This is a genomic window from Rhodococcus sp. NPDC047139, assembly GCF_040643435.1.
Classification (GTDB): domain Bacteria; phylum Actinomycetota; class Actinomycetes; order Mycobacteriales; family Mycobacteriaceae; genus Rhodococcus.
In genome coordinates this window covers 35,220-55,435 of sequence record NZ_JBEYUH010000017.1, presented here as the reverse complement: position 1 = coordinate 55,435, position 20,216 = coordinate 35,220, and the positions used below count along the sequence as shown (strand labels likewise).

Genomic DNA, 20,216 nt, shown 5'->3' with positions numbered 1-20,216 from the left:
ACCCACCCGTCGACCGTCGACGCACAGCCCGCGCCGACGCCCACCAGACTCCGGAAGGAGCTCGCATGACCGTCGCATCGGACCAGACGTCCGGCACCGCGCCGCTGACGCAGGAAGAGACGATCGATTCTCTCGGCCACTACGAATACGGCTGGGCTGATCCCGACACCGCCGGTGCCACGGCACAGCGCGGCCTGTCCGAGGAGGTCGTGCGGGACATCTCGGCCAAGAAGAACGAACCCGAGTGGATGCTCGACATCCGCCTCAAGGCGCTGCGCACCTTCGACAAGAAGCCCATGCCGGTGTGGGGTTCGAACCTCGACGGGATCGACTTCGACAACATCAAGTACTTCGTGCGCTCCACCGAGAAGCAGGCGGCCAGCTGGGACGAGCTTCCCGAGGACATCAAGAACACCTACGACAAGCTCGGCATCCCCGAAGCCGAGAAGCAGCGCCTGATCGCCGGTGTCGCCGCGCAGTACGAGTCCGAGGTCGTCTACCACCAGATCCGCGAGGACCTCGAGAGCCAGGGCGTGATCTTCCTCGACACCGATTCGGGCCTGCGTGAGCACCCCGAACTGTTCAAGGAATACTTCGGCACGGTCATCCCGGCCGGCGACAACAAGTTCTCCGCGCTCAACACTGCCGTGTGGTCCGGTGGCTCGTTCATCTACGTCCCGCCGGGTGTGCACGTCGACATCCCGCTGCAGGCCTACTTCCGCATCAACACCGAGAACATGGGCCAGTTCGAGCGGACTCTGATCATCGTCGACGAGGGCGCGTCGGTGCACTACGTCGAGGGCTGCACCGCGCCGATCTACAAGTCGGATTCGCTGCACTCCGCGGTGGTCGAGATCATCGTCAAGAAGGGCGGCCACTGCCGCTACACGACGATCCAGAACTGGTCGAACAACGTGTACAACCTGGTGACCAAGCGCACCAAGGTCGAGGCCGGCGGCTCCATGGAATGGATCGACGGCAACATCGGCTCCAAGGTGACGATGAAGTACCCGGCCGTGTGGATGATGGGCGAGCACGCTCGCGGCGAGGTGCTCTCGGTTGCGTTCGCCGGCGAGGGGCAGCACCAGGACACCGGCGCGAAGATGCTGCACCTGGCGCCGCACACCTCCTCGACCATCGTGTCGAAGTCGGTCGCCCGCGGCGGCGGACGTGCGTCCTACCGCGGCCTCGTGCAGGTCAACAAGGGTGCCCACGGCTCGAAGTCGACGGTCAAGTGCGACGCTCTCCTCGTCGACCAGATCAGCCGCTCCGACACCTACCCGTACGTCGACATCCGTGAGGACGACGTCACCATGGGGCACGAGGCGACCGTCTCGAAGGTGAGCGACGACCAGCTGTTCTACCTGATGAGCCGCGGACTCGACGAGGACGAGGCCATGGCGATGGTGGTGCGCGGGTTCGTCGAGCCCATCGCCAAGGAGTTGCCGATGGAGTACGCCCTCGAACTCAACCGCCTGATCGAACTGCAGATGGAAGGGGCAGTCGGCTAAATGACTGCGGAAGCGAAGAACATTCCTGCCACGGGAGTGCGGGATGCCGTGCGTGCCGAGAACCGCGCTCCGGCCGTGAACAAGGGCGAGGTGTTCACCTCGTTCGACGTGGATGCCTTCGAAGTGCCCTCCGGGCGCGATGAGGTGTGGCGATTCACCCCGCTGCGACGTCTGAGGGGTCTGCACGACGGCACCGCCCCCGCGACCGGCGTCGCCGGCGTCGACGTCACCCCCGCCGAGGGCGTTCGGGTCGAGACGGTCGGCAGGGACGATCCGCGGCTCGGGAAGGGCGGCGTGCCGTTCGATCGCATCGCGGCCCAGGCGTATTCGTCCTTCGAGACCGCGACGGTCGTCACGGTCGGGCGTGAGGTCGAGGTCGCCGATCCCGTCACGGTCACCGTCACCGGGCCGGGCGAGGGCTCCGTGGCGTACGGACACGTACAGATCCGGCTCGAGGCGTTCGCCGATCTCACGCTCGTGATCGACCAGCGTGGCAGCGGCACCTACGCGGAGAACATCGAGTTCGTGCTCGGCGACAGCGCGCGGCTGAAGGTCGTCGCGGTGCAGGACTGGGCCGATGATGCCGTGCACGTCGCGGCGCACCATGCCCGGCTCGGACGCGACGCCGTACTGCGGCACTTCACTGTCGCCCTCGGCGGCGACCTCGTGCGGGTGTCGGCCACCACGAAGTACGACGGCCCCGGCGGCGACGCCGAACTGCTGGGCCTGTACTTCGCCGACGCCGGACAGCACTTCGAGCAGCGTCTGCTCGTCGACCACTCGCAGCCGAACTGCAAGTCGAACGTCGTCTACAAGGGTGCGCTGCAGGGCGATCCGGCCTCCGGTAAGCCCGACGCGCACACCGTATGGATCGGCGACGTGCTCATCCGCGCCGAGGCCGAGGGCACCGATACCTTCGAACTCAACCGCAATCTCGTCCTCACCGACGGAGCGCGCGCCGACTCGGTGCCCAACCTCGAGATCGAGACCGGCGAGATCGTCGGCGCCGGCCACGCCTCGGCGACCGGACGGTTCGACGACGAGCAGTTGTTCTACCTGCGTGCGCGCGGTATTCCGGAGGAGGAAGCGCGGCGCCTCGTCGTTCGCGGCTTCTTCCACGAGTTGCTCGAGCGCATCACGGTGGTCGAGGTCCGCGAACGGCTCGAGGCCGCGATCGAGGCAGAACTTGCCGCGGTCGGTGCCTGACCGGCCGGCACCTCCCGTAGTCCCGATACTTCTCCACTAAGGAAACGCATTTTCGATGTCCACACCTTCGAACGTCCTCGAGATCAAAGACCTGCACGTTCGCGTCGCCCAGACGGACGAGAACGCCGAACCCATCGACATCCTCAAGGGCGTCGACCTGACGGTCCGCTCGGGTGAGACGCACGCCATCATGGGCCCCAACGGTTCCGGCAAGTCCACCCTGTCGTACGCCATCGCAGGTCACCCCAAGTACGAGGTCACCTCGGGCAGCATCACCCTCAACGGTGAGGACGTGCTCGCGATGAGCGTCGACGAGCGCGCCCGCGCCGGCCTGTTCCTCGCGATGCAGTACCCCGTCGAGGTGCCCGGCGTGTCGATGTCGAACTTCCTCCGGACCGCCGCCACCGCTGTGCGGGGCGAGGCGCCCAAGCTGCGCCACTGGGTCAAGGAGGTCAAGTCGGCGATGTCCGAACTCGACATCGATCCGGCCTTCGGCGAGCGCAGCGTCAACGAGGGCTTCTCCGGTGGCGAGAAGAAGCGCCACGAGATCCTGCAGCTCGGCCTGCTGAAGCCGAAGATCGCGATCCTCGACGAGACGGACTCCGGCCTCGATGTCGACGCTCTCCGTGTCGTCTCCGAGGGAGTCAACCGCTACCAGCAGAACGAGGACGGCGGCGTCCTGCTCATCACCCACTACACCCGCATCCTGCGTTACATCAAGCCGCAGTTCGTGCACGTCTTCGTGGGTGGCCGCATCGTCGAGTCCGGCGGCCCGGAACTCGCCGACGAGCTCGAGGCGAACGGTTACGAACGTTTCACCCAGTCGGCGACGCAAGGAGCGTGATCGGATGACGGTGCCGGTGCGGACCTTGGACATCGCCCGCATCAGGGCGGATTTCCCGATCCTCGCGCGCACGGTGCGCGACGGCAAACCCCTGGTCTACCTGGACTCGGGTGCGACCTCGCAGCGCCCCGTGCAGGTGCTCGACGCCGAACGTGACTTCCTCGCCACGCGGAACGCGGCCGTGCATCGCGGCGCGCACGCGCTGTCGGAGGAAGCGACGGACGCCTACGAGGACGCCCGCGCCGTCATCGCCGCATTCGTCGGTGTCGACGTCGACGAGGTCGTGTTCACCAAGAACGCAACCGAGTCGCTGAACCTCGTCGCGTACGCCTTCGCCGACGACCGGTTCCCGCACCGGCTCGGTCCCGGAGACGAGATCGTCGTCACCGAACTCGAGCACCACGCGAATCTCGTTCCGTGGCAGGAACTCGCGCGCCGCACGGGCGCGACCCTGCGGTGGTACGGGGTCACCGACGACGGCCGTATCGATCTCGATTCGCTCACCCTGACCGAGGCCGTCAAGGTCGTCGCGTTCACGCACCAGTCGAACGTGACCGGGGCGATCGCCCCCGTCGAGGAGTTGGTGCGCCGCGCGAAGGAAGTCGGCGCGATCGTCGTGCTCGACGCGTGCCAGTCCGTGCCGCACATGGCGGTCGACTTCCGTTCTCTCGGTGTGGACTTCGCCGCCTTCTCCGGGCACAAGATGTTCGGGCCGTCGGGCGTCGGTGTCCTCTACGGTCGCCGCGACCTGCTCGCGGACGTACCGCCGTTCATCACCGGCGGTTCCATGATCGAAACGGTCACGATGGAGGCCACCACCTTCGCAGCTCCGCCGCAGCGCTTCGAGGCCGGTTCACCGATGACGTCCCAGGCGGTCGGTCTCGGTGCGGCCGTGCGGTATCTGCAGGACATCGGGATGGACGCTGTCGCCGCGCACGAGCACGAGTTGACCGCGGCGGCACTCGCCGAGCTGGGCGGCATCGAGGGGGTGCGGATCATCGGACCCACCACCGCCGAACAGCGAGGAGGTGCAGTGTCGTTCGTCGTGGACGGAATTCACGCTCACGATCTCGGCCAGATCCTCGACGATGAAGGCGTCGAGATCCGCGTCGGTCACCACTGCGCATGGCCGCTGCACCGCCGCTTCGGCGTGGCCGCGACCGCCCGCGCGTCGTTCGCCGTATACAACACCCCGGATGAGGTACAGGCGCTCGGCGCGGCGATCCGGCGCGCTCAGAAGTTCTTCGGGGAGGCGTGATCCGATGCGGATGGAGCAGATGTACCAGGAAGTGATCCTGGACCACTACAAGCACCCGCACCACCGAGGGCTGCGCGAGCCGTTCGGCGCCGAGGTGCACCACGTCAACCCGACCTGTGGGGACGAGGTGACACTGCGCGTGAATCTCGACGGCGACACCGTCGCCGACGTGTCGTACGACGGGCAAGGCTGCTCGATCAGCCAGGCGTCGACATCCGTGCTCACCGACCAGGTGATCGGTGTTCCCCTCGCCGAAGCCCTGAAGATCGTCGACGGGTTCGTCGAGATGGTGAGCAGTCGTGGCACCGTCGAGGGCGACGAGGATCTGATCGGCGACGGCATCGCGTTTGCCGGCGTCGCGAAGTATCCCGCACGCGTGAAGTGCGCGTTGCTGGGCTGGATGGCGTTCAAGGACGCGGTCGCGCAGACCGTGGACGCGCAAACCGTTTCGAGCGGAGGACAGAACTGATGACCGAACCCGCACCGGGCACCGTGAACACCGACGAGGCTGCTGCGACCGGCGCGGTCGATGGCTCGGACGAGGCGTCCACGCTGGTCGCCGCGACCGCACCGCCGCTGGAACCCGGCCGCCTCGACGAACTCGAAGAGGCACTCCGAGACGTCGTAGACCCCGAACTCGGCATCAACGTAGTCGATCTCGGCCTCGTCTACGGCATCTCCGAAGCCGACGAGACCGTGACCGTGGACATGACCTTGACCTCGGCGGCATGCCCCTTGACCGATGTCATCGAGGAACAGGCCAAGGGTGCCCTCGTGCGCAGCGGCCTGTGCGACGAGCTGCGCATCAACTGGGTGTGGATGCCGCCGTGGGGTCCCGACAAGATCACCGACGACGGTCGCGAGCAGTTGCGCGCACTCGGCTTCACGGTCTGATTCGCCCTTGTAGTTCCGGCCTCGGCGCCTGATCCTCGACCGCTCACCCGGGCTGGGGTCAGGCGCCTTTGCGTTCGCCCGAACTCTTCTTCGCGGCCGTCTTCTTCGCAGGCCTCTTTGCTGCGGTCTTCTTCGCCGTGCTCTTCTTCGCCGTGCTCTTCTTCGCGGTGCTCTTCTTCGCGGTGCTCTTGCTCGCACTGCTCTTCTTGGCGGCGGACTTCTTCTGCCCGCCTTCGCCGGAGTCGTCCTCGTCGTCGGAATCCTTCGAGGACGAGTTCTTTCCGCGCGCCGAACCCGCCGGCACCTTCTTTCCTGCGGCATCGACGCTGCGTTGGAGAGCCGCCACCAGATCGAGCACCTCGGCGTCTTCCTCGCCGGTGTCGGATTCGGCGACCTGGAAGACCTTCTCGCCACCCCGGGCAAGAGCCTCGTCGATCAGAGTGCGCAGTTCGACCTGGTATTCGTCGGTGAACTCGGTCGGATCGAAATCTCCCGACATCGACTCGACGAGAGTCTCGGCCATCGCGAGCTCACGTTGTTTCGGTTTCTCGATGTCGTCGAGCGACTCGAACTCTGCTGCACGTACCTCGTCGGGCCACAGCAGGGTCTGGAGGATGAGCAGGCCGTCGCGGGTGCGCAGTGCCGCCAGTCGCGTGCGTTGCCGGAGGGTGAAGTGCACCAAGGCTGTGCGATCGCTCTGCTCGAGGGTCGCGGCGAGGAGGCCGTAGGCCTTCGGGGACGACGAATCGGGTTCGAGATAGTAGGACTTCTCGAACAGGATCGGATCGATCTGTTCAGTGGGCACGAACTGCAGCACCGGGATCTCGTGCTTCTCGGCGGCAGGAAGCTTGTCGAAGTCCTCGTCGGTGAGCACGACCCGCTCACCGTCGTCGGAGTCGTAGGCCTTGTCGATCTCCTGGAAGGGGACGACCTCGCCGCATTCGGTGCACACCCGCTGATATTTGATCCGTCCACCGTCCTTCGCGTGCACCTGGTGGAACGTGATGTCGTGTGACTCGGTGGCCGAGTACACCTTCACCGGCACATTGACGAGGCCGAACGCGAGTGAGCCTTTCCAGATCGACCGCATGTATCCATCATGATCGACACCTCGGAGGCACGCTGGAAAGCTGCGAAAGTCGCCGGAGCGCACGCCGAGACGTTCGCCACAGGCCCGTCACGCACGCGGACCGGCACGCACGGGGATCAGTGGAGCGAACGCAGGATGGTGCCGCGCAGGGAGGGGGGCAGTACCCGGAACAGCCGCCACATCGCGGCGGCCACGCCTATCGCGTCCTCGCGACCCGACAGGTAGGCGCGTTGCCGGGCGACCGGCATATCGAAGAAGGCATCGAAGAAGTCGATCGCTCCGCCGGCGTCGAGTCGCAGCAGCACCCGCAGTCCCATCTGCCGCATCGTCGCCACCGAACGGGAGGACGCCGACCAGAGAACGCGCTGCGGATCGGTGCCGCGGCGTACCGCATCGACCACGGCGTCCGCGGAGGACAACGCCGTCGCCACGGCGTAACCCGTCGCCGGATGCATGAGACCACCGCGAGCACCGAAGCCGATCACTCCGGGCGCTGTCGCTACGCCCTCCACGGCGAATCGCACCCGCTCGATCCTCTCTTCACCGGTCGTGCGTACCCCGCGGGCGGTCAACCGGGCGTACAGGCGTCGTTCGAGTTCGGCGAGTCCGAGGGCGGGACGCCCGACCAGACAGGTCTCCTCGAGAATCGTGTGTCCGTCCCCGACCGGTACGGCGTACAGGAACGACGGGATATCGCCGGGAGCCGTTCCGTTGTCGCGGCGCCAGTCCATGAACCAGGCGTCCTGGCCGTCGAGTGCCGGCGCTGCGGTCGCGTCGTCCACGATCACACCGAACGCCGTCTGCTGGGCACGCTGCGGATCGGCGGGCACCCCCCGCGCGTCGACGACACAGCGCGCACGCAACCGGCGACCGTCCTCGAGGGTGACGCCGTGCTCGTCGAGGTCGCGCGCACGTCCCGTGACCACCGTGACGGCCTCGAGGTCGAGAAAGTTCTGCAGACGGGCCGTGTCCAGCACCTGGTAGGGGCGCTCGACGACACGGGACCCGCGCGTCCACGCGGCCGGGGCGCCGACGTGTGCCGCCACGACGTCCTCGGGCAGCCAGGCGGGCAGTTCGTCCGCCCACGCCGCATACGTCGCGGTCCAACGCCGCTGCGGCCGTACGTCGACGGCCGTCACCGCGAGGCCGGCCGCGGCTGCACGGAAGGCCAGCGCACGGCCGGCCGGGCCCAGCCCGGCTACGAGGACGTCGGCGGGGGAATGGTCGGTCACGGCAGCCAGCCTAGGTCGCGCGCGGAGAGGTGGCGGCGCAGTGCGGTGGGCGTAGTGCATCTCACCGTGGTAGCGAAGTGAAGCCACGGTAAAATGAATGGTTCGTGTGCCCGGCCCCTGCCGTCCTGGCACTCATCCATCGACTTTCTGCCTAGGAGCCCGTGCGTGATCACCGCTACCGACCTCGAAGTCCGCGCCGGTGTGCGGACCCTGCTCACCGCCCCCGGATCGGGGTTGCGGGTGCAGGCCGGGGACCGGATCGGGCTCGTCGGCCGCAATGGTGCGGGCAAGACGACCACCCTGCGGATCCTCGCAGGTGAAGGTGAGCCCTATGCCGGCACGGTGATCCGCTCCGGCGATGTCGGCTACCTCCCGCAGGATCCGAAGGAGGGCAATCTCGACGTCCTCGCCAAGGATCGGGTGCTCTCGGCACGCGGTCTCGACGAGATCCTGCGCGGCATGGAGAAGCAGCAGGCACTGATGGCGGAGGCGGTGGACGACAAGATCCGCGACCGCGCGGTGCGCAAGTACGGTTCGCTCGAGGAGCGGTTCGCGACGCTCGGCGGATATGTCGCCGAGTCCGAGGCTTCCCGGATCTGCCACAGCCTCGGCCTTCCCGACCGCGTGCTGAGCCAGCCGCTGCGGACGCTTTCCGGCGGTCAGCGTCGCCGCGTGGAACTCGCCCGCATCCTGTTCGCTGCCTCCGATGGTTCCGGCGGAAAGTCCGAGACGACGCTGCTGCTCGACGAGCCGACCAACCACCTCGACGCCGACTCGATCACGTGGCTGCGCGGCTTCCTCCAGAACCACGACGGAGGCCTCATCGTCATCAGTCACGATGTGGAGTTGCTCGCGGATGTGGTGAACAAGGTGTGGTTCCTCGACGCGGTGCGCGGCGAGGCGGACATCTACAACATGGGCTGGAAGAAATACCTCGACGCGCGTGCGACCGACGAGGCGCGGCGCCGACGCGAGCGTGCGAACGCCGAGAAGAAGGCGTCCGCGCTGCAGAAGCAGGCCGCCAAGCTCGGCGCCAAGGCGACGAAGGCCACTGCCGCGCAGAACATGGCGAAACGGGCAGAGAAGCTGCTCGCGGACCTCGACGACGTACGAGTCGCCGACAAGGTGGCCAAGATCCGGTTCCCCACGCCTGCCGCGTGCGGCAAGACCCCGCTGATGGCCAAGGAACTCACCAAGGTCTACGGCTCCTTGGAGATCTTCACCGGTGTCGATCTCGCGATCGATCGGGGCAGCCGGGTCGTGGTCCTCGGACTCAACGGTGCGGGCAAGACGACGCTGTTGCGGTTGCTCGCCGGCGTCGAGCAACCCGATCTCGGCGAACTCGTGCCAGGGCACGGACTCAAGATCGGATACTTCGCCCAGGAACACGACACCATCGACGACTCCGCCACCGTGTGGGAGAACATCCGGCACGCCGCCCCGGACGCCGGTGAGCAGGATCTGCGGGGGCTGCTCGGTGCATTCATGTTCACCGGACCGCAGCTCGACCAGCCGGCAGGCACACTTTCCGGCGGCGAGAAGACGCGCCTGGCGCTGGCCGGCCTCGTTTCCTCCGCGGCGAACGTGCTTCTCCTCGACGAACCGACCAACAACCTCGACCCCATCTCGCGCGAGCAGGTTCTCGACGCGCTGCGCAGTTACGAAGGTGCCGTCGTGCTCGTGACCCACGACCCCGGCGCGGCCGAAGCTCTCGACCCGGAGCGCGTGATCCTGCTTCCCGACGGAACCGAGGATCACTGGTCCCAGGAGTACCTCGAACTGATCCAGCTCGCGTAGGCGGGATCCGTCCTCGCCCGGCTCTGCTCGCCGGATACGCATCCGCGCAGCCGAGTGGTCCTCTAGCCTGGGAGCGGGACCTTTGGCGAGGGCGCAGGGAGGATCCGATGGCGCGAAATTCCGGTGATGGAGATACGACCTACGCGAAGGGAGCCCGAGTTACGGGGGAATCGCGGGACCGCTTGCAGGAGGATCTCAAGCGCCGCTACGAGGAGGGTGCGAGCATACGGACTCTCGCGCAGGAAACAGGTCGATCCTACGGTTTCGTGCACAACGTTCTCGTGGAGTCGCAAGTACGGCTGCGGGGGCGCGGCGGCCCGAACCGTCGCAGGGCAGCGACGAGCGACGAGAAGGCATGAGCAGCAACTTCTCGGACCGGGCGCATCAGTCGCGGCGGCGCACCGACTCCTCGACGAGGTCGAGGACCGCGTCGAGGTCCTGCTCCGTATGTCCTGAAGCGAGGCGGGCGATGAGTCCGTCGAGGACGAGATCCAGGTAGCCCAGCAGCACTTCGGTCGGCACGTCGTCGCGTAGCCGGCCTGCTTCCCGTTGCCGTTCGAGACGTCCCACCGTCGCCTCGGTGAGTTCGGCGGAGTGCTGCGTCCATGCCTTCGCGAACTCGGGGTCGGTCCGCAGGCGGCGGGTGATCTCGAGTCGCGTCCCGAGCCAGTCGAACTGATCGGGCGAGGAGAGCATGTCGCGCATGACCTGTACGAGACCCTCACTGGCCGCGACATCCGCCATGCGCCTCGCGTCCTCCTGTGCGAGGGCGAGGAACAGGCCGTCCTTGTCCTTGAAATGGTGGAAGATCGCACCGCGGGACAGACCGGTGGCCTCTTCGAGCAGTCGCACCGTCGCGCCGTCGTAGCCGTACTCGGCGAAGCAGCGACGGGCACCGTCGAGGATCTGCCTGCGTCGCGCGGCGAGATGGTCCTCACTGACCTTGGGCACGTGCCACTTCCTTTCCGCTCGAGGGAGACGGCGGGCCCGAGACGAGTCTCGTCCCGGGCCCGCCGCTTCACACAGAGGTGACCACTCGGGTCACGCAGTGTTCTCAGCCGCGGATCATGTTCCGCAGCACGTACTGCAGGATGCCGCCGTTGCGGTAGTAGTCCGCCTCACCGGGGGTGTCGATGCGGACCACGGCGTCGAACTCGACCTTCTCGCCGTTGTCCTTGGTCGCGGTGACCTTGACCGTCTTCGGCGTGACGCCCTCGTTGAGCTTCTCGATGCCCTCGATGTCGAAGACCTCGGTGCCCGTCAGGCCGAGCGACTTGGCCGACTCGCCTGCCGGGAACTGCAGCGGGATGACGCCCATGCCGATGAGGTTCGAGCGGTGGATGCGCTCGAACGACTCGGTGATGACGGCCTTGACGCCGAGCAGGCGGGTGCCCTTGGCAGCCCAGTCGCGCGAGGAACCCGAACCGTACTCCTTGCCACCGAGGACGACGAGCGGGATGCCGGCCTCCTGGTAGTTCTGCGAGGCGTCGTAGATGAACGCCTGCGGAGCGCCGTCCTGGGTGAAGTCGCGGGTGTAGCCGCCGGAGACACCGTCGAGAAGCTGGTTCTGCAGACGGATGTTCGCGAAGGTGCCGCGGATCATCACCTCGTGGTTGCCACGACGCGAACCGAGCGAGTTGTAGTCCTTGCGCTCGACACCGTGGGCGTCGAGGTACTGCGCCGCCGGGGTGCCGGGCTTGATCGGTCCGGCCGGGCTGATGTGGTCGGTGGTGACCGAGTCGCCGAGCAGCGCGAGCACACGAGCGCCCTTGATGTCGGTGACCGGAGCCGGATCCATCGTCATGCCGTCGAAGTACGGTGCCTTGCGGACGTACGTCGAGTTCTCGTCCCACGCGAAGGTGTCGCCCTCGGGGGTCTCGAGGTTCTGCCAGCGCTCGTCACCCTTGAAGACGTCTGCGTAGGACTTGCGGAACATGTCCTGGCTGATCGCCGACTTGATCGTGTCGTCGATCTCCTGGGCGGACGGCCAGATGTCCTTCAGGAAGACGTCGTTGCCTTCGGTGTCCTTGCCGAGCGGATCGGTCTCGAAGTCGAAGTCCATCGTGCCCGCGAGCGCGTACGCGATGACCAGCGGCGGCGAGGCCAGGTAGTTCATCTTGACGTCGGGGGAGATGCGACCCTCGAAGTTGCGGTTGCCCGAGAGCACCGCGGTCACCGACAGGTCGTTGTCGTTGACGGCCTTCGAGATCTCCTCGGGCAGCGGACCGGTGTTGCCGATGCAGGTGGTGCATCCGAAGCCACCGAGGTAGAAGCCGAGCTTCTCGAGGTACGGCCAGAGGCCGGCCTTCTCGTAGTAGTCGTTGACGACCTGCGAACCCGGCGCCATGTTGGTCTTGACCCACGGCTTGGTGGACAGGCCCTTCTCGACCGCATTGCGCGCGAGGAGAGCGGCACCGAGCATCACCGACGGGTTGGAGGTGTTGGTGCAGGACGTGATGCCCGCGACCACGACCGCGCCGTGGTCGAGAACGAACTCGCCGCGCTCCTCCGAGACCACCTTGACCGGCTTCGACGGACGACCGTGGGCGCCGTTGGCGGCCGAGTGCACGTCGACGGCACCGTCGTCGGCGAAGGACAGGACGGCCGGGTCGGACGCCGGGAAGGTCTCCTCGACGGCCTCGTCGAGCTTGGTGTGCTCGGCGGGCAGGTTCTCCTCCACGTAGTTGTGGATGTCCTTGCGGAACGCGACCTTCGACTCGCTGAGCAGGATGCGGTCCTGCGGGCGCTTCGGGCCGGCGATCGACGGCACGACGGTCGACAGGTCGAGCTCGAGGTACTCGGAGAACTCGGGCTCGCGGCTCGGGTCGTGCCACATGCCCTGTTCCTTGGCGTACGCCTCGACGAGAGCGAGCTGCTCGTCGCTGCGGCCGGTCAGGCGCAGGTAGTTGATGGTCTCGCCGTCGATCGGGAAGATCGCTGCGGTGGAACCGAATTCGGGGCTCATGTTGCCGAGGGTGGCGCGGTTGGCGAGGGGAACCTCGGCGACACCGGCGCCGTAGAACTCGACGAACTTGCCGACGACACCGTGCTTGCGCAGCATGTCGGTGACGGTGAGCACGACGTCGGTGGCGGTCACACCCGGATTGATCTCACCGGTGAGCTTGAAGCCGACGACGCGCGGGATGAGCATCGAGACGGGCTGGCCGAGCATGGCGGCCTCGGCCTCGATGCCGCCGACGCCCCAGCCCAGCACGCCGAGGCCGTTGACCATCGTGGTGTGCGAGTCGGTGCCGACGCAGGTGTCGGGGTAGGCCTGACCGTTGCGGACCATGACGGTCGGGGCGAGGTACTCGATGTTGACCTGGTGCACGATGCCCATGCCCGGGGGGACGACGCGGAAGTCGTCGAAGGCGCCCTGGCCCCAGCGCAGGAACTGGTAGCGCTCGCCGTTGCGCTCGTACTCGAGGTCGACGTTGCGCTCGAGCGCGTCGGCGCGACCGAAGTAGTCGAGGATGACCGAGTGGTCGATGACCATGTCGGCGGGGGAGAGGGGGTTGACCTTGTTCGGGTCGCCGCCCAGGGTCGTCACGGCCTCCCGCATGGTGGCGAGGTCGACGACGCAGGGGACGCCCGTGAAGTCCTGCATGACCACGCGGGCCGGGGTGAACTGGATCTCGATGCTCGGGTCTGCGGAGGGATCCCAGTTCGCGATTGCGCGGATGTGATCGGCCGTGATGTTGGCGCCGTCCTCGGTGCGCAGCAGGTTCTCGGCCAGAACCTTCAAAGAGTAAGGAAGTTTCTCGGTGCCGGGGACGGCCGACAGGCGGAAGATCTCGTACGAGTTGTCTCCGACCTGCAGCGTCCCCTTGGCGCCGAACGAATCAATACTGGTGCTCACGTCAGCTCCACTCGTCGTTTCGGCTGGCCGCCGACGGGGCTGTGTCGACGGCTGAAGCGAGGCACACGACGTACACCCGTGGCCCATGGCCCGGATACAGTCGTCGCGGCGTCTCGCACTCGATTCTAACAGTACGCTTGTCCTGTATTGAATCGAAGGCGGCACGGCGGTACGGGTGCCTCGCCCGGAGAGATCGGCCCTGTTGAGGATGCGTGCCGGGAGCTGCCGTCGCGCGATCGCGTAGTGTTCTTCACTGCCGCACGGGTGTGGCGCTTCGTGCCGTTCTCGGGCGGCCGGACCGCCGGAGCACCCGGATCCTGCCCAGTACCACCGGAGAGAGATGTCTGCGCCACTGCTTCGTACACCGGGTCCTGCGCTCACGGATCTTCCTGTCGGGGTTTCCGTCGAACAGGTGCTCGTCGATCTCGCCGATGATCAGGTGGCAGCGCCGTCGCGATATGTCGACGATCTCGTCGGCGAGGTCCAGCGGGCGAAGGACAACGGCATCGATCTGAGCGTGGTAGTGCTCGACCGGGATCCTCGCATCGATTCGCAATTGCGCGACCTCGCGACCGAGGTGGGCGCCGAGGACGGCGGCACCGTGCTGGTGCTCAGCCCCGGATGGGTCGGGACGTACAGCGCAGATCTCGACCGGGTCACCCTCGAAGCTGCCCAGGACCGCACGTACACCGGTGACCCGGTGGTCTCCACGCGCAACTTCGTCGACTCCGTGCTCGAGCCGTCGCCCCCCTGGACTCTGATGACGGTGCTGGTCGTCGGGTTCGTGGCTCTCGCGGCCGGGGCCACCTATCTGGCCAAGCGGCGCAGGGCACACGGCGAGGCGACCGCCGCTTCACGTGAGGAAAAGCTCGTCCCCGAGACCTCCTGAGGTCCCGTTACTCCACTGCCGGCATCGGCTCCGCCCACGTGCGGGCCGATGATCGCTCCGGATCGGGCGCCGGTAACCGCTCGCGGTCCTCACGGCGTTCTTCTATCGATCTTCCCGACTGTCATGCGACACACCCCGATGTTGTCGTACGGTTCTGATGACGCTCTTGGGGAAGGTGTGTCACAACCCGGTTCGTGGGGACGCTGTCCACAGCCGGTGTAGGACTGTAGCGTGTGAGCCGTGGGGCACCCACGGTCTATCGGTGCTGTCCGCCTTCCTCGGATCGTCCGGCCGGATGTCTCGGCCACCAGGTGCGACCGAGGGAGACGCAAGTGAGACGGTTCGGTATCCACGGGGGAGTTCCGCGACGGTCCGTGCCGGAAGGTGTCGGTACGGCGCCCGATGCAGTAGGCCTGTCCGAAGGACCGCCCTACCGCCGCTCTGCGCGGCCGCGCACCGGCGGGCTTCTCGCCGGTTTGGGACTGGTCACAGCGGTATTGCTCACGGTGACCGCGACAGCCGGGGCCGCACCCCCGCCGCCACCGAATCCGTCCGATGCCGAGATCGAACGCGCCGGCGCGGATGTCGCAAGCACCATCGATCGCGTCGGGCAACTGATCGTCCGGATCGCCGATGCCGATCAGCAACTCGCCGAGCTGGATGCGCAGGTCGCGATCAGGCGTGAAGACGTCAACCGAGCTCTCGTCGACCTCCAGAGCGCGCGCGACGCGGCGGATCTCGCGGAGCGGGCGGTCGTGGAGTCCCGTCGGGCTCTCGAGGACGCGGGCAGCCGGATTGCCGCCGCGCAGCAGGACTTCGACGCATTCGTCCGCGACAGCTACACCCGCGGAGCAAATTCGATCTCCTTGGCTGTCTACCTCGACGTCGACGGACCGGACGATCTGCTCGACCGTGCCCGGGTGATGCGGGTGCTTTCCGCCGGGCGGACCGCGGTGCTCGACGCGCTCCAGCGAGCCCGGGCGACGGAGGCCAACTCCCATTCCCGTGCGCGTGCAGCCAAGTCGGAAGCGGACGCGGCGGCGGCAGCGGCGGAGCACCGCAAGGTCGAAGCCGAGTCCGCGATTGCCGTCGCACGAGCCGAACTGGGCCGGCAGGCCGCCGAGAAATCGCGCATCGAGCAGGCTCGGGTGAGTGCACAGGCCGAACTCGACCGGGCCCGTGTGAACGTCGCGGGTCTCGAAGGCCAGCGTGCCGAATATCTGGATTGGGATCGGCGCCGCGCAGCCGAAGAGGCCGCTGCGGCCGCCGCCGCCGAAACCGCGCGCGTCGCAGCGGCGGAGGCCGCCCAGCGTGTCGCGGCAGACGCCGCCGCCCGGGAGCGCGCGGCAGAACTCGCCAACGGTCGCCGGCCGCACACGCTGATCGAGGAATCACCGCCGGGTGGCGAGGGCGCCACAGGCACGGCGCCGCCCGGTGAGACCGGGCCGCCGGTCGACATCGGCACCGCAACCGGGGCTACGGGTGAGATCGACACCGAGACCCGAGTGCCCGAGGACACCGGCGATGGCACGGGTGCCGACGACAACAGCGTTGGGACCGTGCCGGACGACACCGGCGGTGGAACCGTGCCGGACGACAGCAGCGGTGGGACCGTACCGGACGAAGACGGGGACACCGGCAGCGACGACGACGGGATCGACTGGGAGAACCCGGATCCCGGCGACCCCGTCGTGGAAACACCGGATTCGGGCACGGGGGGCGCGGGCTCTCGTCCCTCCGCGCCGGGTTCGACGCCCTCACGTCCGAGCCTCATAGGTTCCGCCGCGATCGAGGTCGTCGTCGATCGCGCGATGTCCCAGATCGGCGTGCCCTACGCGTGGGGAGGCGGAAACGAGAACGGCCCGACCCGCGGTATCCGCGACGGTGGCGTCGCCGACGTCCACGGGGATTACGCCAAAGTCGGTTTCGATTGTTCCGGATTGATGATCTACGCGTTCGCAGGCATCGGCATCTCGCTGCCGCACTACTCCGGTTATCAATACACGGCCGGCACGCAGATCCCGTCTTCGGAGATGAGACGTGGAGACATGATCTTCTACGGTCCCAACGCCAGCCAGCACGTCGCGCTCTATCTCGGTGACGGGCAGATGCTCGAGGCACCGCAGTCGGGATCGGTCGTGAAGATCTCGCCGGTACGCTGGGACGGAATGACACCGTACGTGGTGCGCATGGTGTCGTGACGGTGAGGTTTGCCGCGGCCGCCGCACCGCCGAGGACAGGCTGCAATCCGGTCGTTGCCGGATGTTCCCTCGGTCGGTGCAGGGTCGACGACACACCGAGCCGACACCTGCAATAGTGGTGCAGCAGGTGTTTCCAGCGGAGCGACGTAGGCGAAAGCGGTGGATTGTTGGTGACCTCACGCGAGGGTGGGACGTCCGGTTCGGCAACTCCGGGCGGCCAGGACGGCAACGACGGACGACAGAACAACCAGGCCGCGGCGGGTGCCGCGCCGGCGCCGAAGGAAGCGTCCGCGCACAATTCCCGACCCGACGAGGCGGCTGTGAAGGCAGGCTCCCCGGCCTCTCGGCCCCCCGGCGTCGACACCAGGAAGGCCGCCGGTGACACGCCTGCGAAGGCCTACGATCCGGCCGACGACGTCCGCCTCCTGGAACGGGCCATCTACGAGGTCAAGCGTGTGATCGTCGGCCAGGACCTGCTGGTCGAGCGGATGCTCGTGGGTGTTCTCGCGCGAGGCCACGTCCTGCTCGAAGGCGTCCCCGGTGTGGCGAAGACGTTGGCCGTCGAGACTTTCGCGAAGGTCGTCGGCGGGTCCTTCTCCCGGGTGCAGTTCACCCCGGATCTCGTCCCCACAGACCTCGTGGGCACCCGTATCTATCGGCAGGGCCGTGAGGAGTTCGACACCGAACTCGGTCCGGTCGTCGCGAACTTCGTGCTCGCCGACGAAATCAACCGAGCCCCGGCGAAGGTGCAGTCGGCCCTGCTCGAAGTGATGGCCGAACGGCACGTCACCATCGGCGGGAAGACCTTCCCCATGCCGGAGCCCTTCCTCGTGATGGCGACGCAGAACCCGATCGAGAACGAGGGTGTCTATCCGCTGCCGGAAGCGCAGCGCGACCGCTTCCTGTTCAAGGTTCTCGTCGACTATCCGACGGTCGAGGAAGAACGCGAGATCGTCTATCGGATGGGCGTTGCCGCCCCCGAACCGAAGCAGGTGCTCGACAACGAGCAGCTCACGCGCCTGCAGAAGATCGCCGGACGGGTCTTCGTGCACCACGCCCTCGTCGACTACGTCGTGCGCGTCATCTTCGCGACCCGGCAACCCGGTGACCTCGGTCTGGACGACGTGCAGGGGTGGATCGCCTACGGAGCGTCGCCGCGCGCGACGCTGGGCATCATCTCCGCGGCGCGGGCGCTCGCACTCGTCCGGGGCCGGGACTACGTGGTGCCGCAGGACATCATCGATGTCATCCCCGATGTACTACGTCACCGCCTCGTGCTGTCCTACGACGCGCTCGCCGACGATGTCTCCCCGGACCAGATCATCACCCGGATCCTGCAGACCGTGGGCCTGCCGCAGGTCGCGCCCCAGGCGAACGCCCCGGCGCCGGCCCGGGCGCCCGGCCCGCAGCCCGCAGACCCGCGGGCGACGGCAAATCCCCAGGCGCCCGTGGGTGCACCCGGTCCGCAGGGAGGTGCGGGCGCGCGGTGAGCACACGTCCTCACGACGGGGCGCCACCGCGGTTCCGGTCCGGTGAGCTGCGCGATCCTGCGCTCACCGCCGCGCTTCGTACGCTCGAGCTCACCGTGCGGCGACGTCTCGACGGCGTTCTGCACGGCGACCACCTCGGTCTGATCCCGGGGCCGGGTTCGGAGCCGGGTGATGCCCGCGAGTACCAGCCGGGCGACGACGTCCGCCAGATGGACTGGTCCGTCACCGCGCGCACGACCCATCCCCACGTACGTCAGACGGTCGCGGATCGGGAACTCGAGACGTGGCTCGCCGTCGACCTGTCTGCCAGCCTGGACTTCGGGACCGGGGTGTGCGAGAAGCGCGACCTGGTGGTCGCTGCGGTGGCCGCGCTGGCGCATCTGACCACAGGCGGTGGAAATCGGATCGGCGCGGTGATCTCCACCGGCGGCGAGACGGTGCGCGTGCCCGCGCGCGGAGGGCGGCTGCATGCGCAGTCGCTGCTCCGGACGGTCGCGACCACACCGCATCCACCCGACGGCACCCGCGGGGATCTCAAAGGCGTGATCGAGGCGCTGCGGCGGCCCGAGCGTCGCCGGGGTCTCGCCGTTGTCGTGAGCGACTTTCTCGGTCCGCTCGACTGGGAGCGTTCGCTCCGGGCACTGTCCGGCCGGCACGAACTGCTCGCCGTCGAGATCGTCGATCGGCGCGATCTCGAACTGCCCGATCTGGGGGATGTGGTCCTCCACGACCCGGAAACGGGCCGTACCCGTGAATTCACGACGACTCCCGAACTGCGGGCCGACTATGCGCAGGCGGCCGGCGAGCACCGTGCCGCTGTGCACCAGGCCTTGCGTAGCTGCGGTGCGCCCGTCATGACGCTGCGTACCGACCGCGACTGGATCGGCGACGTCGTGCGGTTCGTCGCGGCGCGCCGGCACAGCTACGGTGCACCCGGACGGCAGGGGGGACGATGAGCCTGTCCGGTTTCACCTCGCCGTGGTGGCTGCTGCTGCTGTTCGTCGTCGCAGCGCTCGGCGGAGCGTACGTGCTGGTCCAGCGGCGGCGCGTGGCGAACACACTGCGCTTCACCAATCTCGAGATGCTCGAGAAGGTCGCGCCCGCCCGTCCGGGGCGTGCCCGTCACGTCCCGGTCGCGCTGTTGCTCGTCGGCCTCGTGTTCCTCACCGTGGCGCTCGCCGGTCCCACCGCCGAGCAACGGGTGCCGCGCAATCGGGCCACGGTGGTTCTCGTCATCGACGTGTCGTTGTCCATGGAGGCCACCGACGTCGCGCCCACCCGCCTCGCGGCCGCGCAGGAAGCGGCCAAACAATTCGCCGACGACCTGACGCCCGGCATCAATCTCGGCCTCGTCGCGTTCTCCGGTACGGCCTCGGTGCTGGTGTCACCGACCACCAATCGTGAGGCAACGAAGTCCGCGATCGACAACCTGCAGCTCAGTGAACGCACCGCGACCGGCGAGGCCATATTCACCGCGATGCAGTCCATCGACACCCTCGCTGCGGTGCTGGGCGGCAGCGACCAGGCGCCACCCGCGCGGATCGTGTTGCTGTCCGACGGTAAGCAGACCGTTCCCGAGAGTCCTGACGATCCGCGCGGCGGATTCACTGCGGCACGGCAGGCCGCCGAGAAGGACATCCCGGTCTCGACCATCTCCTTCGGAACCCAGACGGGCACCGTCACCATCGAGGACGATCGGATTCCGGTCCCGGTCGACGACCCCTCGCTCAAGGAGATCGCGAACCTCTCGGGAGGAAGCTTCTTCACCGCGGCGAGTCTCGAGGAGCTCGAGGATGCCTACAACACCCTCGAAGAGCAAATCGGGTTCGAGACGACTCGCGGGGACGCGAGCCGTCCCTGGCTCATGCTCGGAGCGCTGTCGGTGATCGCGGGCCTCGTGGCGGCCATGGTGCTGCGCCAGCGCCTGCCCTGATCCGCCTTGTGG

17 protein-coding genes are annotated in these 20,216 nt (G+C 67.5%); 13 read left to right on the top strand and 4 right to left on the bottom strand.

Annotated elements, in window-relative coordinates; genetic code table 11:
* Positions 1-65: 65 nt before the first annotated feature.
* The 6 genes from sufB to ABZ789_RS19110 are packed head-to-tail and all read left to right on the top strand — an operon-like array spanning position 66 to position 5,713.
* A complete protein-coding gene (gene sufB / locus ABZ789_RS19135) occupies positions 66-1,511 on the top strand; it encodes a Fe-S cluster assembly protein SufB (protein ID WP_006551501.1) in 1,446 nt (481 codons plus the stop codon).
* Positions 1,512-2,717: a Fe-S cluster assembly protein SufD gene (gene sufD, locus ABZ789_RS19130; protein WP_358426980.1), complete on the top strand. Its 1,206-nt coding sequence runs from the start codon at positions 1,512-1,514 to the stop codon at positions 2,715-2,717.
* A gap of 55 nt (positions 2,718-2,772) precedes the next feature.
* The gene (sufC, locus tag ABZ789_RS19125) at positions 2,773-3,561 is read left to right on the top strand and encodes a Fe-S cluster assembly ATPase SufC (protein WP_358426977.1); all 789 of its coding nucleotides are present in this window, start codon (positions 2,773-2,775) and stop codon (positions 3,559-3,561) included.
* Positions 3,562-3,565: 4 nt separating this feature from the next.
* Positions 3,566-4,819, top strand: coding sequence for a cysteine desulfurase (locus tag ABZ789_RS19120; RefSeq protein ID WP_358426974.1), 1,254 nt, complete (start codon positions 3,566-3,568; stop codon positions 4,817-4,819).
* 4 nt (positions 4,820-4,823) lie between these two features.
* Positions 4,824-5,288, top strand: coding sequence for a Fe-S cluster assembly sulfur transfer protein SufU (gene sufU / locus ABZ789_RS19115; RefSeq protein ID WP_358426972.1), 465 nt, complete (start codon positions 4,824-4,826; stop codon positions 5,286-5,288).
* Positions 5,288-5,713, top strand: coding sequence for a metal-sulfur cluster assembly factor (locus ABZ789_RS19110; protein WP_358426969.1), 426 nt, complete (start codon positions 5,288-5,290; stop codon positions 5,711-5,713). Before sufU ends, ABZ789_RS19110 begins: the two co-directional genes overlap by 1 nt.
* Before the next feature lie 58 nt (positions 5,714-5,771).
* Here the strand turns inward: ABZ789_RS19110 and ABZ789_RS19105 are convergent, their stop codons facing one another.
* Together ABZ789_RS19105 and ABZ789_RS19100 are read right to left on the bottom strand one after the other, a co-directional pair.
* Positions 5,772-6,803 (bottom strand): Ku protein, encoded by a 1,032-nt coding sequence (locus tag ABZ789_RS19105; protein WP_358426966.1) that lies wholly within the window; start codon positions 6,801-6,803, stop codon positions 5,772-5,774.
* 116 nt (positions 6,804-6,919) lie between these two features.
* On the bottom strand, positions 6,920-8,035 hold the full coding sequence (locus tag ABZ789_RS19100; protein ID WP_358426963.1) for a lycopene cyclase family protein: 1,116 nt from the start codon (positions 8,033-8,035) through the stop codon (positions 6,920-6,922).
* Positions 8,036-8,200: 165 nt separating this feature from the next.
* Here ABZ789_RS19100 and ABZ789_RS19095 point away from each other — a divergent pair, with 165 nt between their 5' ends.
* Together ABZ789_RS19095 and ABZ789_RS19090 are read left to right on the top strand one after the other, a co-directional pair.
* Positions 8,201-9,832: an ABC-F family ATP-binding cassette domain-containing protein gene (locus ABZ789_RS19095; protein ID WP_358426961.1), complete on the top strand. Its 1,632-nt coding sequence runs from the start codon at positions 8,201-8,203 to the stop codon at positions 9,830-9,832.
* 107 nt (positions 9,833-9,939) lie between these two features.
* Positions 9,940-10,191 carry a helix-turn-helix domain-containing protein gene (locus tag ABZ789_RS19090; RefSeq protein ID WP_358426958.1) on the top strand — a complete coding sequence of 84 codons (252 nt, stop codon included), beginning with the start codon at positions 9,940-9,942 and terminating at the stop codon, positions 10,189-10,191.
* A gap of 25 nt (positions 10,192-10,216) precedes the next feature.
* Here ABZ789_RS19090 and ABZ789_RS19085 read toward each other — a convergent pair whose 3' ends face one another.
* Positions 10,217-10,783, bottom strand: a complete 567-nt coding sequence (locus ABZ789_RS19085) for a helix-turn-helix domain-containing protein (RefSeq protein ID WP_358426955.1) — start codon at positions 10,781-10,783, stop codon at positions 10,217-10,219.
* A gap of 103 nt (positions 10,784-10,886) precedes the next feature.
* Complete coding sequence (acnA, locus tag ABZ789_RS19080) at positions 10,887-13,691, bottom strand: aconitate hydratase AcnA (RefSeq protein WP_358426953.1); 2,805 nt, start codon at positions 13,689-13,691, stop codon at positions 10,887-10,889.
* Between the two features lie 340 nt (positions 13,692-14,031).
* On the opposite strand from acnA, the gene ABZ789_RS19075 reads away from it, so the two are divergent.
* The 5 genes from ABZ789_RS19075 to ABZ789_RS19055 all read left to right on the top strand — a co-directional run bounded on the left by ABZ789_RS19075 (position 14,032) and on the right by ABZ789_RS19055 (position 20,204).
* Positions 14,032-14,580 (top strand): DUF6676 family protein, encoded by a 549-nt coding sequence (locus tag ABZ789_RS19075; protein ID WP_358426950.1) that lies wholly within the window; start codon positions 14,032-14,034, stop codon positions 14,578-14,580.
* A gap of 332 nt (positions 14,581-14,912) precedes the next feature.
* Positions 14,913-16,781: an NlpC/P60 family protein gene (locus tag ABZ789_RS19070; RefSeq protein WP_358426947.1), complete on the top strand. Its 1,869-nt coding sequence runs from the start codon at positions 14,913-14,915 to the stop codon at positions 16,779-16,781.
* A 170-nt stretch (positions 16,782-16,951) separates the two neighbouring features.
* Positions 16,952-18,271 (top strand): MoxR family ATPase, encoded by a 1,320-nt coding sequence (locus ABZ789_RS19065; RefSeq protein ID WP_358426944.1) that lies wholly within the window; start codon positions 16,952-16,954, stop codon positions 18,269-18,271.
* Positions 18,268-19,227 (top strand): DUF58 domain-containing protein, encoded by a 960-nt coding sequence (locus ABZ789_RS19060; RefSeq protein ID WP_358426941.1) that lies wholly within the window; start codon positions 18,268-18,270, stop codon positions 19,225-19,227. Before ABZ789_RS19065 ends, ABZ789_RS19060 begins: the two co-directional genes overlap by 4 nt.
* Positions 19,224-20,204, top strand: coding sequence for a VWA domain-containing protein (locus tag ABZ789_RS19055; RefSeq protein ID WP_358426938.1), 981 nt, complete (start codon positions 19,224-19,226; stop codon positions 20,202-20,204). Before ABZ789_RS19060 ends, ABZ789_RS19055 begins: the two co-directional genes overlap by 4 nt.
* Positions 20,205-20,216: the final 12 nt, after the last annotated feature.